Genomic DNA, 13,870 nt, shown 5'->3' with positions numbered 1-13,870 from the left:
GGGGGAGGAGACCCTCCCATTCAATCTTCGTGGCCGCGGCCTCCGGGCGTGCGGCTCCGTCCTCTCCCTCCCCCTCGTGGGGAGGGGTCAGGGGTGGGGGGCGTGGCATACTCGAACTCGTGTGGTCACTCCATGACCTCCCTGCCCCCGCGCCCCCTCCGCATCGCCGCCGCCGCCATCCTCGCGCTCGCCATCGCGGCGCTGATCGCTGTGGTGCTCTATTCCATCTTCACCACTGCCACCGGCGCCTCCGGGTCCGCCTCGCGCCTCGATATCCCCCACCTGGTACGCATGACCACCATCCAGGCGGGCCTCACGACTGTACTCTCGCTTATCGTCGGCATCGCCCTTGCGTGGAGCCTCAATCGCCTGCGCTTTCCAGGCCGAGATCTGGTGGTGGGGCTGTTCTCCTCCGCCATCGTTACTCCCGGCATGATCGTTGCCTTTGGCCTCCTCACCATCTGGGGCCGCAACGGCTGGATCAACCAGGCGGCCGAAGCCCTCACCGGCCACACTCTCGGCAACCCGGCCTTCGGGCTGTCCGGCATCTTGTTCGCCCATGTCATCCTCGATGGCGCCTTCGCGGCCCGCATCCTCTTGGCGCGGCTCGACGCCATCCCACAGTCACGCCTCAAGACCGGTCAGAGCCTGGCGCTCACCGCCCGCCAGCGCTTCGCCATTGTGGATTGGCCGGCCATGGCCGGCACCATCCCCGGCCTTGCCGCCATCATTTTCCTTCTCGCCTTCACCAGCTTTCCCATCGTGCTGCTGCTTGGCGGCGGGCCGGCGAACCAGACGCTGGAAGTCGCCATCTACGCCGCCGTGCGCCAGGATTTCGACCTGCAGGGTGCGGTCATGCTGGCGCTGACGCAGATTGGCGTCTGTTCCATCGTCATCCTCGGCGCCTCGGCACTGGCACCAGTGCCCACGAGCCTCGGCGCCTCCATCGCCCCAAGCTGGCGCGACCCTCTCGCCGCCCGCGCGCTACAAACCGTGGTGCTGATCCTCTGCACGCTCGGCTTCGTGCTGCCCCTGCTGACAGCGCTGATTGGCGGCTTCAGTGCCGGCATTCCCCCTGTCATCGCCACCGCCAGCTTCTGGCACGCCACCGCCGCCAGCCTTGTCATCGGCAGCGTCTCGGCGCTTCTGACCCTGGCGCTCGCGCTGATCCTGACCCTGGGCCGCAGCGCCACCAGCAATGGCGCCGCGCGCACCGCCCTCGGCATTCCCAGCTATGCCTATCTGGCGGTCCCAGCCGTGGTGTTGTCGCTCGGCTTCTTCCTCGCCGTCCGCAATCTCGGCGTCGCGCCGGCTGTTGCGGCGCCGTATGTGGTTATTCTCGGCAATACCATGCTGTCGCTGCCCTTCGCCGTGGCGACGCTCGGCCCGCCGCTCGACGCCATCGCGCGCAGCCGTGGCAAGCTGATCCGCTCGCTCGGTCTCTCCGGCTGGCGCCAGTTCGCGCTGGTGGAATATCCCCTGCTCGGCCGCGATATCGGGGTGGCGCTCGCGCTGGCCTTCTGCTTTTCGCTCGGAGATCTGGGGGTTATCGCGCTGTTCGGCACGCAGGATTTTCAGACGCTACCGCTGCTGATGTTCCGCGCGCTCGGCGCCTACCGGGGCAATGACGCCGCTGCTATCGCCGCGATCCTGCTGGTCGGCACCATCGTGGCCTTTGTCGCCCTGCCCAAATTGTTCGAAAGGCTCGCCTATGTTGCGCGCTGAAGCCCTGAGCTTCGCCTATCCCGGCCAGGCCACGCCGTATGTGTTTTCGTTCGACGCCCTGCCCGGTCAGATCACCGCGATCTCGGGCGCCAGCGGCTCGGGCAAATCCACATTGCTGGATCAGCTCGCTGGATTTCTTGCTCCCAGTTCGGGCACGTTGACGCTCGACGGCATGGATTTTCTGCCGCTGCCGCCGGAACGCCGTCCGGTTTCGCTGCTGCTGCAATCGGAAAGCCTGTTCGAACATTTGAGCGCTGCCCGCAATATCGCGCTCGGCCTGCCGGCCAACACGCCGCGCGCCGTCATCGACCAGCGCGTCGCCCAGGCCCTCGCAGAAGTGGGTCTGACCGATATCGGGCCGCAACGCGCCGCCACTCTGTCAGGTGGGCAGAAGCAGCGCGTCGCGCTCGCTCGCACGCTGCTGCGCGATCGTCCGGTGCTGTTGCTGGATGAACCATTCTCGGCGCTCGACGACGAGACTCGTCAAACCATCCGCGCCTTGGTCAGGACCCTAACCGAGCGGCATGGCTGGCATACGATCCTGGTTAGTCACCACCAAGATGATGTTGCCGCCATTGCCAGCCGGCGCTACCGGCTGGCCGATTATCGGCTGACGCAGGCTTAGGGTGCGGGCGCCGGCGCGGGCTTGGCCCAGGCCGCAAACACCTTGTCGAACAGTGCCTGCGCGGCATCGTCTTTCTCGAGCGTGATGATGGCGTTGCGCCCGGTGCCGTAGATCACCGCTAGGTCCATCCATTTGCGGTGCTCGAGCAGGTCGGTATTGGTCGCCGCATCACTGGGCGAGGCGCTGAGTGCGAACAGGAACGAATTGCCCACCACCCGCGCCGATGCACCCACCAGCGGCGTGCCAGGCACCAGTTCTTCGTTCTTCAGCAACACGCCTGGCAGGCCCGCAATTGTGCCGCCAACGAAGGTGTCGTTGACGCTAAAATCGACTTCCATCAAATGGCTGGCCGGCAGGCTCGGATCGGCATTCTTGCGAATGGTCATCGAGATACCAAGATTGCGCGCCGGAATATTGGCCTTGCCGACCAGGGTCGGCAGCCCGACTTCGTCGACGCCTTCGGTCCAGTCGATGGTGCCCGAGAACGGCACGGCGCCGGTGCGCCCGTCAGGTGAGGCTTCCAGCAGCAGCGATTGGCTGCCGGCCAAAATGGCGGGGTCGACCGATGCGGTCAGGTCCGTGCTCGGCGCCACGGCGGTGTCTTCGTCGGGCAGGCGTTCTTCGCCCTTGACCTCTTCGCCGCCCAATTGCGGCAAGGCGGTCTGGTTGGCGCTGGGCACCACCGGCGTCGGTGTCGGCTCCAGGCGATCCTGGATTTCCAGGCCCTCAAGCGCCGTCGTCGGCTCATCGGTGCCGCTCGTGGTCGCCGTATTGCCGGGACCGGCGGCATTGTCGGCGGTCGGCGCCGGCGCTTCATTGGTATCCAGCGTCGGCGCAGTATTGTCGGTCGCCGGCGCCACCTGGGCGACCTGCAGGGTCGTCGTGGCCCGTCCGAACATCTGGTCGAGATCCACATAGCCCTCGCGCCAGGCCCAGAATCCGCCACCGCCCACACCGGCCAGCAGCAGTACGAACACGACGAGGAAAATCGTCAGCCCGGCGCCACTCCGTCCACCTGAAGGCGCTGCGGCAAAACTCACATCGCTAGCATCGTCATCCGCCTCGACAGTGCCGTTGCGAACGGCAGCGCCGGGCGCCCTGGCCACCGGGTCGGCCAGTGGTGCGGTGACTTCGCCGCGCGCTTCGCGATCCAGCGTTTCGATGGCGCGTTCAATGACGCCCTCGGCCTCGCGCGGATCGGGCTCGACCTCAACTTCACGGACGCTCGACAATGCGGCCTCAACCGGCGGCGCATCGACGACGGCCAACGGCATGGCGACCTGCTGGCGCGCCAATGCCTGGTTGCCCAGGCTCGGCTCCATGCGCGACGTCACCCGTACGGTTTCGGACGAATTGGCTGCCAGGGGCGTCGGTTCGCGGCGCGGCGTAAAGCTGGGCGCCTTGAGAGGACTATCGGCCTGCCGCGCAAGACCACTGGAAATCGAAGAGGTCGGCCCGCTCTTGGCGGCTTCCGCGCGCGCCACGATCGAGGGCAGCGGGCGCTCCTCCCGGACTTCCGGCTTCGGCTCGGCTGGCTTTGCGGTGATGCTCACCACGCTGGCCGAAGCCGAGGCGGCGGCCTGGTTGATGATATCTTCGATGCTGCCAGCCGCCGCGGGAGCTTCGGTCGGCTTGGGCACTTCGACAGATTTCGGCGGTTCTACGGGCTTGGGCGCCTCAACCACCGGGGGTGGCGGCGGGACCACCGCCACTGGTGCGGGCTCTGCTGCCGCCGGTGGCGCCACGGGTTCAGGCGCGGCAGGGCGCGCGCTCATATTGATATCGCGGCTCAGCGAGATCACCGCCTCGCTGGCTTCCTGCTCAACCTGGCGGATGCAATCTTCGAGCTGCAGCCGGTGCTGGGTGATATCGCGCGCCGGCAATGGCGGCGTGATGGCGCGCAATTGCCCGACAAGGGCTGCGCGCGCCTTCTCGTAAACCGCACGTCGTGCGGCCCCGTTATTCTCCGGCAGCGCCGAGATTGCCCGGCGCAACAGCTCTTTGTAGTCCGCCATAGGTTACTTGCTACTCACGATTGCGGATATCTTGTAACAAAAAATCTCAATCTTGGAATGGGTCATGCACCAGAATGGTATCCAGCCGTTCCGGGCTCGTCGACAGCATCGCCACGGGGGCCCCGATCAGCTCTTCAATATAGCGCACATACTTAACCGCCTGCGCGGGAAGTTCGGCCCAACTGCGCGCTCCGGCGGTCGTTTCGGACCAGCCTTCGAGCACCTCGTAAATCGGCTTAACGCGCGCTTGTGCCCCCATTGAGGCAGGCAAATAATCAATCCGTGATCCATCGAGTTCGTACCCGACGCACACCTTAATCTCTTTAAGCCCATCCAGCACGTCCAACTTAGTCAGCGCAATGCCCGAAATGCCCGACGTGCGCACAGTCTGGCGCACCAGCACCGCGTCGAACCAGCCGCAGCGGCGTGGCCGCCCGGTATTGACGCCCACTTCCTTGCCGACGGTGGCCAGATGGCGGCCAACTTCGTCATTGAGTTCGCAAGGGAACGGGCCCTCGCCGACGCGGGTCGTATAGGCCTTGGTGATGCCCAGCACATAGCCAATTGCAGTCGGCCCAAGGCCCGAACCCGCCGCCGCCTGCCCTGCCACGGTGTTGGACGAGGTCACGAACGGATAGGTGCCGTGGTCATTGTCCAGCAAGGCGCCCTGCGCACCTTCGAACAGGATACGGGCGCCCGCCTTGCGCTTTTCATCGAGAATGCGCCACACTTGGTCCATGAAGGGCAGTATCTGGTCGGCAACCGACGTCAGTTCCTCATAGATCGCATCGGCATCGATCTCGATCAGCCCCATGCCGCGACGCAGCGCATTGTGATGCAGCAGCAGCCGCTCGATCTTGGGCATCAGCGTCTCGGGTTCGCTGAGATCGATCAGGCGGATCGCGCGGCGACCCACCTTGTCCTCGTAAGCCGGCCCGATGCCGCGCTTGGTGGTGCCGATCTTGAGCCCTGCATTGGAGTCCTCGCGGATCGAATCGAGTTCGCGATGCAGCGACAGGATCAGCGGGGCGTTATCCGCGATGCGCAGCAGTTCGGGCGTAATCTCGACGCCCTGCGCGCGCAACTTGGCCAGCTCGATCACGAAATGGTGCGGATCGACGACCACGCCATTGCCGATGACCGAGAATTTGCCCTGCACCAGCCCCGAAGGCAGCAGCGCCAGCTTGTAGCTCACCCCGTCGATGACCAGGGTGTGGCCGGCATTGTGACCGCCATGGAAGCGCACGACGACGTCGGCGCGCTCCGAAAGCCAGTCCACGATCTTGCCCTTGCCCTCGTCGCCCCACTGCGAGCCGACGACAACCACATTTGCCATGCGCTTAATTCCCCAAGATCGGCACGGCCATGACGCCTCGACCCCTTTGGGTCGCTTGGCGTATAAGCCGTCACCATCGTTGCTTCGTCCGCTTAGGACATTTGATCGCGGCCGAATAACTGCTAAGTCCGACTGTCCTTACATCACCCGAGCGACGATGACAAAGCCGGTGGCCACCCAAAATCGCGGCATAACCGCCCGGCTGCTCGACCAGCCCTATCTGATGCTGATACTGGCCCCATTATTCTGGGGCGGCAATGGCGTTGCGGCCAAGCTGGCGATCGGCGAGATCGACCCCTTCCTGCTGCTGGCGACGCGCTGCCTGGGCGCCCTTTTGGTCATTCTGCCCTTCGCCTGGCCGCATTTGCGCCGGGACTGGCCCGTGGTGCGGCGCCATTGGCCGCTGCTGATGGCCTATGGAGCAATCGGCTACGCCTTGTTCAATGTCTTTCTATATGTCGGGCTGAAAACCACCACCGTGGTCAATTCATCGATCGAGCAGGCCGCCCTGCCGATGATGATTCTCGGCGCCAATTTTATCGTTTTCCAGGTGCGCGCCCGCGCCTTGCAGGTCGCCGGGGTCATCATCGCCATCAGCGGGGTGATTCTCACCGCCACCCATGGTGATCCCACACGCCTACTCAGGCTCGACATCAATATGGGCGACGCCTATGTCATCGTCGCCTGCCTCACCTACACCATCTATACGCTGGCGCTGAAATACCGCCCCGACGTGCATCTGATGAGCTTTCTCGGCGTCGCCTTCGCGGGCGCCGCCGTCACCGGACTGATCACCTTGCAACTGTTCGGTGGCGGGCTTTCCCAGTTCGCCAATCTCGCCCATGCCTCACCCAAGGTTTGGGGCGTCCTTGCCTATGTGATGATTTTCCCGTCCATGTTCAGCCAGATCTTTTATGCCCGCGGCGTCGAACTGCTCGGCGCCAACCGCGCCGCCCCCAGCCACAATCTGATCCCGGTTTTTGGCACCCTGCTCTCGGTGCTGATCATCGGCGAGCATCTGGAACTCTACCACTACCTCTCCGCCGCCATCATCATCGGCGGCATTGTGCTGGCGGAATGGTCGGCGCGGCAGCCAAAATAGCTGTCGCCCACTACCTTGGGCAGCGGGCGACACGTTTGGTGCAGGACTTGGTATGTCCTATGGGCGGCGCCGAGGGTTAGTTGTCCCCGCCGAACAGGCCACCGAAGTCCTGTCGAGACAGCCACTCAACCACCGTGCGAGCCGGCGGCAGATCCTCGACGGCAATGGCGTTGCCATCGGCATCGACGGCCTGGCCGTTCTCATCCACCAGCGGTGCGCTCACCGAACCGGTCGTGCTCTGCCCGGTCGAGATTGCCGGCAGGTCTTCGAGGGCAATGGCATTGCCATCGGCATCCACCGCCTGGCCATTCTCGTCCACCAGCGGCGCGCTCGCCGAACCGGTCGTGCCCTGTTCGGTCGAGATTGCCGGCAGGTCTTCGAGGGCAATGGCATTGCCATCGGCATCAACCGCCTGGCCATTCGCATCAACCAGCGGTGCGCTCGCCGAACCGGTCGTGCCCTGTTCGGTCGAGACGGCCGGCAGGTCTTCGAGGGCAATGGCATTGCCATCGATATCGACCGCCTGGCCATTCGCATCGACCAGCGGTGCGCTCGCCGAACCGGTCGTGCTCTGCTCGGTCGAGACCGATTGCTGCGCGCTCTCATGCGGCTGCGCGACGGGACCGGCGCTTTCCTGGGTATGCTCGCTCTCGCCGGTCGGAGCACTCGACTGTGCCTCATGACCGCCGCCGTCATGGCTAGGTCCACCATGGTCATTGGCAAGGCTGGCCTGAGCCAGCGTGAGGGCGAGGCACGAAGCGGCCAGAATGGTAAGGGTCTTCTTTTGCATGGGTCGTCTCCTTTTTTGGTTCGACCCGCTCACCATGCAACATGCCGCCTGACAGGGCCGTGAGCCCGATGTCAGCTTGCCGTCAGCTTGCCGTCAGCTTGCCTGGAGTAGATGATCAGCCATGCGCGCGCGTTCAAAAATCTTGGTTCTGCTTTGCCTGGCCACGGCCCTTGCCGGGCCCTTGCCGGCTCTTGCGCAACCGTCGGGCGGGGGCGGACCCGGCGACGGTGGCTCATCACCTCCCGCCTCACCCGCTGGGCCTGCCGCGCCTGCCGCATCTCCGGCGCGCCCCACCCCCGCGCCGCATGAAACAGCGCTGGAGGCGGTGCAAAGCAGGCGCGCGCTGCCGCTGGGGGAAATCGTGTCCCGCAACGGCATCGTTGACCAGCTCATCGATGCACAGTTCGTTCTGGCGGACGGCCAACTTGTCTACCGCTTCAAACTGTTGTCGGCTTCCGGCCAATTGCGCGTGCTCTATTTTCGCGCCGATACCGGCGCCGCTCTGGAAGGAGAATGACCTGCGCATTCTGGTTGCCGAAGACGATCACCGCATTGCCTCGACCCTCGGCGAGGCGCTGACCGGTGCGGGCTTCATCGTGGAGCGCGAGGCCGATGGCGAGGAAGCCTGGTTCCGCGGCGACACCGAGGCGTTCGACGCCATCATCCTTGACCTCGGATTGCCCACGCTGGACGGCCTCACCGTGCTCAAGCGCTGGCGCCGCGCCCAACGCAACGCGCCGGTGCTGATCCTGACGGCCCGCGGCGACTGGCGCGAGCGCGTGGACGGTATCGAGGCCGGCGCCGACGATTACCTCGTCAAGCCCTTCCGCATCGAGGAACTTCTCGCCCGGCTGCGCGCGCTGATCCGCCGCTCTGCTGGCTTTGCATCCTCGCAGGTCGATGTCGGCGATCTCACCTTCGATTTCACCGCCATGCAGGTCTTCCGCGAAGGCGTAGCTATTCCCATGCCGCCCCAGGAGTATCGCCTTGTGGCCTTCCTTGCCCATCGGCGCGGCCGCGCCGTTTCGCAGCTGGAAATCACCGAACACCTCTATGCCCAGGACTACGAGCGCGATTCCAATGCAGTCGAAGTGCTGGTCGGCCGCGTCCGCAAGCGGCTGGGCAGCCATGTGATCGTGACACGCCGGGGCTTCGGCTACGCCATTGGTGAACCCAACTGACCCCGGTCTCCATTCGCCGTCGGCTCCTGGTGCTGGCCGCCCTGTGGATTGGCCTGGCCTTGCTACTGGCTGCAATAGGCATCGGCTATCTCTTCGTGCGGACGGTCGAGCAAAACGTGCGGATGGAATTGTCGGCAGGAATCAGCCGCATCGCTGCGGTCATCGATACCGACGCGGCGACGCTGGCGCTGTCACAAAGCCCGGGCGATCCGCGTTACGACATCCCGCTGAGCGGCTATTACTGGCAGATCGACCCCATCCAGAGCGGCGCATCGCTCCGTTCGGCCTCCCTGTGGGACGCCGTGCTCGCGCCGCGCATCGGGCCCGGAGAAAACCAGCAATTCGCTCGGCTCGCTGGCCCCAACGGGCAAACCCTGTCGGCCCTGACGCGACAGATCGATCTGCCCGGCGGGGTCAGCTATCTGGTGACTGTGGCGGCGGATCGCGGTGTGATCGATCAATCCATCAAGCAATTCGGCATGGCGCTGCTCGTCGGCCTCGCTTTGCTCGGCGCCAGCCTGATGGGCGCGGCCTATCTGCAGGTGCGCCTGGGCCTTGCCCCGCTCGATAGCGTGCGCATCGGCGTTGCGGCAGTGCGCCGTGGCGACGGCTCAGCCATGCTGGGCGTTTATCCAAGGGAAGTGCAGCCGCTGGTCGCCGAGATCGACGCCCTCCTGGCAAGCCAGGCCAGCTCAGTCGAATTTGCTCGGCACCGCGCCGCCGATCTGGCGCATGGCCTGAAGACCCCCCTGGCCGTCCTCGGCAATCTGGCCGAAACCCTGCGCAGCAACGGCGACGGCGATATAGCCGACAAGGTCGATACCCTTGCCGGCGAGATGCTCGAACGTATCGACTATCAATTGCATCTGTCGCGCCTGCGGCACCGCACCCGGCAGCACGTGCTGCGCGCCTCGCTAGAGACAGCCCTGCAGCGCACCCTGGCAGTGGTCGAACGCACGCCCCAGGGAGAAAAGCTCGCCTGGACCGTCAATGCCGATCCGCTCGACGTGGACATCGACGTGAACGACCTGATTGAACTGCTCGGCGTAGTGCTGGAAAACGCCGCCCGCTGGGCCACAGATTCAATCCTGGTAACTGCCCAACGGGTCGATGACATGGCCGAAGTCACCGTTCGCGATGACGGCCCGGGGCTTGATGACGCCCAGCTATCGGCATTGGGCCAGCGCGGCCGGCGCTTTGACGAAAGCGGCAGCGGTCACGGGCTCGGCCTTGCCATCGCCAGTAACATCGTCGCCCTCAACGGCGGTTCGATGGTTTTCGAGCGCCCCGAAAGCGGCGGACTGCTGGTGCGGTTGCGCTTACCACTGGCCAGCGCAATCCAGGACTGACAACAGCCACAAGACCATGGCGCAGCAAGTTACCAGTCATGCCGGACTGAGACGTACCAAACTCGTCAGGGTTTCGCGGCCGCCCTGAAGCACGTTGAGATCGACGTCGCCATCGATGCCGTTGACCCGGCCGGCATTATGATATTGCCACAGCAGCCAGTTTTCATCGGCCGGGTGCCAGGCTATCCAGCGCGTCCACAATGGCCGCCGCGGCAGATATTTGGCGTAGTCGTCGAAGAACCCGTAGGTAATGTAGAACACCGCCTGCTGCCCGAATGCCGCTTCGACCGGTGCGAGAAACGCATCCAGCTCGGCCCGCACCGCCTCCGGGGAGCGATCAGCATCGCAATTGCCCTCATATTCCAGGTCGACCACCGGTGGCAGCAAATCCTGATCTCGCGGCACCGTCGCCAGAAAATTGGCGGCCTGCTCGGCACCGGGCCGGCACAGTGTGAAATAGTGATAAGCGCCGACCGTCAGCCCCGCCGCCCGCGCATCCCGCAGGTTTTCTGCGAACCGCTCATCGACATAATCGCCGCCTTCGGTGGCCTTGATGATGACAAAGCTCACATCATCCGCCGCCACAAGCGGCCAGTCGATCGCGCCCTGATGGTGCGACACGTCGATCCCCCGAACCGGATATCGCGCCCGGTCCGGAGAATAATTGACGAAATACAGCCACCCCGCGCCCAGGACGACGATGCCCACGAGCAGCACGGCTCCTGCGCCAATCAGCAATCGGCGCAAGATGGTGTTCATCTCAGAACCGCAGCGCGCGAGCTTGTTTGACGCCTTCGAGGCCGGCGATTTCGGCCAGTTGCGGCTCGGTCAGCGTGCCGTCGATCGAGACGAGCGCGATAGCGTCCTGCCCGATCTCGACGCGGCCAAGGTTGAAGTTGGCGATGTTGATGCCAAGCTTGCCGAGCAGCGTCCCCAGACGCCCGATATGGCCCGGCTTGTCCTCGTTGGTCACATACAGCATGGACGGCGTCAGTTCGGCCTCCATGTTGATGCCCTTGACCTGGATGACGCGCGGCTTGCCATTGGCGAACACCGTCCCGGCGACGCCACGTTCCTGCCGCTCGGTCATCACCGTCAGGCGGATATAGTTCTCATAGGCGCCCTGCTGCTCGCGTGTAATGACCTCGACATTGATGCCACGATCCTTGGCGATCTGCGGGGCCGAGACCATGTTGACCTCGCCCATCATTGGCTTGAGCACGCCATTGAGCGCCGCTGCCACCATGGGACGGGTGTTCATCGCCGCGACATTGCCCTCGAACTCGATGCGAATGCCCCTGATCGCCGTTTCGGTGAGCTGGCCCGCAAACGAGCCCAGCACTTCGGCCAGCTTGATGAACGGCGTCAGGATCGGCGCTTCCTCGGCCGAAATCGACGGGAAGTTGAGCGCGTTGGTGATTTCGCCGCTCATCAGATAGGCCGAAATCTGCTCGGCCACCTGCAGCGCCACATTCTCCTGCGCTTCGGTCGTCGCCGCGCCCAGATGGGGCGTGCAGATGACATTGGGCAGCTCGAACAGCGGGCTGTTCTGGGCCGGTTCTTCGAGGAACACGTCGAGCGCCGCGCCGGCAACGTGGCCGGATTTCAGCGCATCGTAGAGCGCCGCTTCATCAATCAGGCCACCACGGGCGCAGTTGATGATGCGCACGCCCTTCTTGGTCTTCGCCAGGGCTTCGGCGCTGATGATGTTGCGGGTCGCGTCGATCAACGGCGTGTGGAGGGTAATGAAATCGGCGCGGGCCAGAAGATCATCCAGCTCGACTTTTTCGACGCCCAGTGTCTGGGCGCGTTCCGGGGTCAGGAACGGATCGAAGGCGATGACCTTCATGCGCAGGCCCAGCGCCCGGTCGGCAACGATCGAGCCGATATTGCCGGCGCCGATCAGGCCCAGGGTCTTGTTGGTGACTTCCACGCCCATGAAGCGGTTCTTTTCCCACTTGCCGGCACGGGTCGAAGCGTCGGCCTCCGGCAGCTGGCGAGCCAGCGCCATCATCAGGGAAATGGCGTGTTCGGCCGTGGTGATGGAATTACCGAATGGCGTATTCATCACGATGATGCCCTTGGCGGTGGCAGCCGGGATATCGACATTGTCGACGCCGATGCCGGCGCGGCCGATGACCTTCAGATTGGTCGCCGCCGCAATGATCTTCTCGGTGATCTTGGAGGCCGAGCGGATGGCAAGACCATCATATTGCCCGATGACTTCGAGCAGCTTTTCCTTGTCCTTGCCCAGATCGGGCAGGTAGTCCACCTCGACGCCATTATCCTTGAAGATCTGGACGGCGGTCGGGCTGAGCTTGTCGGAAACGAGAACCTTGGGCATGAAGCCCTCCTGAACATTGGTTGCGGGAGCAAGATTTGAACCTGCGACCACGCATGAATTTGGGGAAGCAGCCCGCCGGAAGGCGGGCCCGATGATGCCTAGGCCGCAGCCTTCGCCAGCGCAGCCTTCTCTTCGGCGAACGCATAGTCCAGCCAAGGCGTCAGCGCGGCCAATGATGCCGCCTCGATCGTCGAGCCGGCCCAGATGCGCAATCCCGACGGGGCGTCCTTGTAGGCGCCGATGTCATAGGCCACGCCGGCCTTGTCGAGCCGCGACACGATCGCCTTGGCGAACGCCGCCTGCTTGTCGGCATCGAGCGCCGTCACGGCCGGATCGACGATCGAGAAGCACACCGAGGTGTTGGAACGGAACGCCGCGTCCTTGGCCAAAAATTCGACCCAGTCGGTCTTGGCGACCCAATCGGCCAGCACCTTGAAGTTGGCGTCGGCCCGGCCCTGCAGCGCCTTGAGGCCACCCTCGCGCAGGCCCCATTCCATGGCGTCCACTGCGTCTTCGATGCAGATCATCGAGGGCGTGTTGATGGTCGCGGCTTCGAAGACTTCCTCGAGCAGCTTGCCGCCCTTGGTCAGGCGGAAAATCTTGGGCAGCGGGCGGTCGGGCTTGAAGGTTTCCAGCCGCTCGACGGCGCGGGGGCTCAGGATCAGCACGCCATGCGCGCCTTCGCCACCAAGCGCCTTCTGCCAGGAGAAGGTCACCACATCGAGCTTGTCGAATTCCAGCTTCTGCGCAAACGCCGCCGAGGTGGCGTCGCAGATCGTCAGGCCCTTGCGGTCAGCCTTGATCCAGTCGGCGTTCGGCACGCGCACGCCGGACGTCGTGCCGTTCCAGGTGAACACCACGTCGCGGTCGGTATCGACCTGGCTGAGGTCTGGCAATTCGCCATAGCCAGCCTTGACGATGCGCACGTCATCGAGCTTGAGCTGCTTGGACACGTCGGTGACCCAGCCCTCGCCGAAGCTTTCCCAGACCAGCATATCGACGCCGCGCTCGCCCAGCATGCTCCACAGCGCCATTTCGACCGCGCCGGTATCGGATGCAGGCACGATGCCGATGCGGTAATCCGCCGGCACTTCCAGCAGCTCGCGCGTCAAATCGATGGCGCGCTGAATGCGGGCCTTGCCCGGCTTGGAGCGGTGCGAACGACCCACCAGGGCACCAGCAAGCGCCTCAACCGTCCAGCCAGGACGCTTGGCACACGGGCCCGAAGAAAAATTTGCATTAGCCGGTTTCACCGCCGGTGCGGTATGGGGCATATCAGCCATATTCAGCGACCCTCCCAGGTCTATGCGTCTTGCGTTAGGGCAAGATGTCCTGACGCGGGAGATACGCCCGAACCACCCTCCCCGTCAATGCACCTTTTGCCGCATCTGCTACTGCGGCAG

Annotated in this window: 12 protein-coding genes; 6 read left to right on the top strand and 6 right to left on the bottom strand. The window is 64.5% G+C overall.

Annotated features, from left to right (window positions below):
- Positions 1–132: 132 nt before the first annotated feature.
- Both JWR51_RS12995 and JWR51_RS12990 read left to right on the top strand, forming a co-directional pair.
- A complete protein-coding gene (locus JWR51_RS12995; RefSeq protein WP_299748019.1) occupies positions 133–1,725 on the top strand; it encodes a hypothetical protein in 1,593 nt (530 codons plus the stop codon).
- Positions 1,712–2,350, top strand: a complete 639-nt coding sequence (locus tag JWR51_RS12990; RefSeq protein WP_299748017.1) for an ATP-binding cassette domain-containing protein — start codon at positions 1,712–1,714, stop codon at positions 2,348–2,350. Before JWR51_RS12995 ends, JWR51_RS12990 begins: the two co-directional genes overlap by 14 nt.
- Here the strand turns inward: JWR51_RS12990 and JWR51_RS12985 are convergent.
- Both JWR51_RS12985 and JWR51_RS12980 read right to left on the bottom strand, forming a co-directional pair.
- The gene (locus tag JWR51_RS12985) at positions 2,347–4,365 is read right to left on the bottom strand and encodes a hypothetical protein (RefSeq protein WP_299748015.1); all 2,019 of its coding nucleotides are present in this window, start codon (positions 4,363–4,365) and stop codon (positions 2,347–2,349) included. The genes JWR51_RS12990 and JWR51_RS12985 overlap by 4 nt on opposite strands.
- Positions 4,366–4,411: 46 nt before the next feature.
- Complete coding sequence (locus tag JWR51_RS12980; protein WP_299748013.1) at positions 4,412–5,701, bottom strand: adenylosuccinate synthase; 1,290 nt, start codon at positions 5,699–5,701, stop codon at positions 4,412–4,414.
- Positions 5,702–5,858: 157 nt separating this feature from the next.
- Between JWR51_RS12980 and JWR51_RS12975 the strand changes: the two genes are divergently transcribed.
- Positions 5,859–6,803, top strand: a complete 945-nt coding sequence (locus JWR51_RS12975) for a DMT family transporter (RefSeq protein WP_299748011.1) — start codon at positions 5,859–5,861, stop codon at positions 6,801–6,803.
- Positions 6,804–6,879: 76 nt separating this feature from the next.
- Here JWR51_RS12975 and JWR51_RS12970 read toward each other — a convergent pair whose 3' ends face one another.
- Positions 6,880–7,593 carry a hypothetical protein gene (locus tag JWR51_RS12970; RefSeq protein ID WP_299748009.1) on the bottom strand — a complete coding sequence of 238 codons (714 nt, stop codon included), beginning with the start codon at positions 7,591–7,593 and terminating at the stop codon, positions 6,880–6,882.
- 121 nt (positions 7,594–7,714) lie between these two features.
- On the opposite strand from JWR51_RS12970, the gene JWR51_RS12965 reads away from it, so the two are divergent.
- The 3 genes from JWR51_RS12965 to JWR51_RS12955 are packed head-to-tail and all read left to right on the top strand — an operon-like array spanning position 7,715 to position 10,123.
- Complete coding sequence (locus JWR51_RS12965) at positions 7,715–8,110, top strand: hypothetical protein (RefSeq protein ID WP_299748007.1); 396 nt, start codon at positions 7,715–7,717, stop codon at positions 8,108–8,110.
- 1 nt (position 8,111) lies between these two features.
- Positions 8,112–8,774: a response regulator transcription factor gene (locus tag JWR51_RS12960; RefSeq protein WP_299748058.1), complete on the top strand. Its 663-nt coding sequence runs from the start codon at positions 8,112–8,114 to the stop codon at positions 8,772–8,774.
- 29 nt (positions 8,775–8,803) lie between these two features.
- Complete coding sequence (locus JWR51_RS12955; RefSeq protein WP_299748005.1) at positions 8,804–10,123, top strand: HAMP domain-containing sensor histidine kinase; 1,320 nt, start codon at positions 8,804–8,806, stop codon at positions 10,121–10,123.
- A 36-nt stretch (positions 10,124–10,159) separates the two neighbouring features.
- On the opposite strand, the gene JWR51_RS12950 is transcribed toward JWR51_RS12955, so the two are convergent.
- From JWR51_RS12950 to JWR51_RS12940, 3 genes are all read right to left on the bottom strand, one after another.
- Complete coding sequence (locus JWR51_RS12950) at positions 10,160–10,882, bottom strand: GH25 family lysozyme (RefSeq protein WP_299748003.1); 723 nt, start codon at positions 10,880–10,882, stop codon at positions 10,160–10,162.
- A gap of 1 nt (position 10,883) precedes the next feature.
- On the bottom strand, positions 10,884–12,467 hold the full coding sequence (gene serA / locus JWR51_RS12945) for a phosphoglycerate dehydrogenase (protein WP_299748001.1): 1,584 nt from the start codon (positions 12,465–12,467) through the stop codon (positions 10,884–10,886).
- A 98-nt stretch (positions 12,468–12,565) separates the two neighbouring features.
- Positions 12,566–13,741: a phosphoserine transaminase gene (locus tag JWR51_RS12940; protein WP_299748056.1), complete on the bottom strand. Its 1,176-nt coding sequence runs from the start codon at positions 13,739–13,741 to the stop codon at positions 12,566–12,568.
- Positions 13,742–13,870: the final 129 nt, after the last annotated feature.

The sequence above is a fragment of the Devosia sp. genome (genome assembly GCF_028290625.1).
Classification (GTDB): Bacteria; Pseudomonadota; Alphaproteobacteria; order Rhizobiales; family Devosiaceae; genus Devosia.
The sequence above is the reverse complement of the archived record's forward strand: the minus strand, read 5'-3'. Positions and strand labels throughout refer to the sequence as shown.

Bases quoted from the DNA above. Each gene is read 5' to 3' on its own strand.
- JWR51_RS12995 (WP_299748019.1), top strand. From the start codon at position 133: ATGACCTCCCTGCCCCCGCGCCCCCTCCGCATCGCCGCCGCCGCCATC.
- JWR51_RS12990 (WP_299748017.1), top strand. From the start codon at position 1,712: ATGTTGCGCGCTGAAGCCCTGAGCTTCGCCTATCCCGGCCAGGCCACG.
- JWR51_RS12985 (WP_299748015.1), bottom strand. From the start codon at position 4,365: ATGGCGGACTACAAAGAGCTGTTGCGCCGGGCAATCTCGGCGCTGCCG.
- JWR51_RS12980 (WP_299748013.1), bottom strand. From the start codon at position 5,701: ATGGCAAATGTGGTTGTCGTCGGCTCGCAGTGGGGCGACGAGGGCAAG.
- JWR51_RS12975 (WP_299748011.1), top strand. From the start codon at position 5,859: ATGACAAAGCCGGTGGCCACCCAAAATCGCGGCATAACCGCCCGGCTG.
- JWR51_RS12970 (WP_299748009.1), bottom strand. From the start codon at position 7,593: ATGCAAAAGAAGACCCTTACCATTCTGGCCGCTTCGTGCCTCGCCCTC.
- JWR51_RS12965 (WP_299748007.1), top strand. From the start codon at position 7,715: ATGCGCGCGCGTTCAAAAATCTTGGTTCTGCTTTGCCTGGCCACGGCC.
- JWR51_RS12950 (WP_299748003.1), bottom strand. From the start codon at position 10,882: ATGAACACCATCTTGCGCCGATTGCTGATTGGCGCAGGAGCCGTGCTG.
- serA (WP_299748001.1), bottom strand. From the start codon at position 12,467: ATGCCCAAGGTTCTCGTTTCCGACAAGCTCAGCCCGACCGCCGTCCAG.
- JWR51_RS12940 (WP_299748056.1), bottom strand. From the start codon at position 13,741: ATGCCCCATACCGCACCGGCGGTGAAACCGGCTAATGCAAATTTTTCT.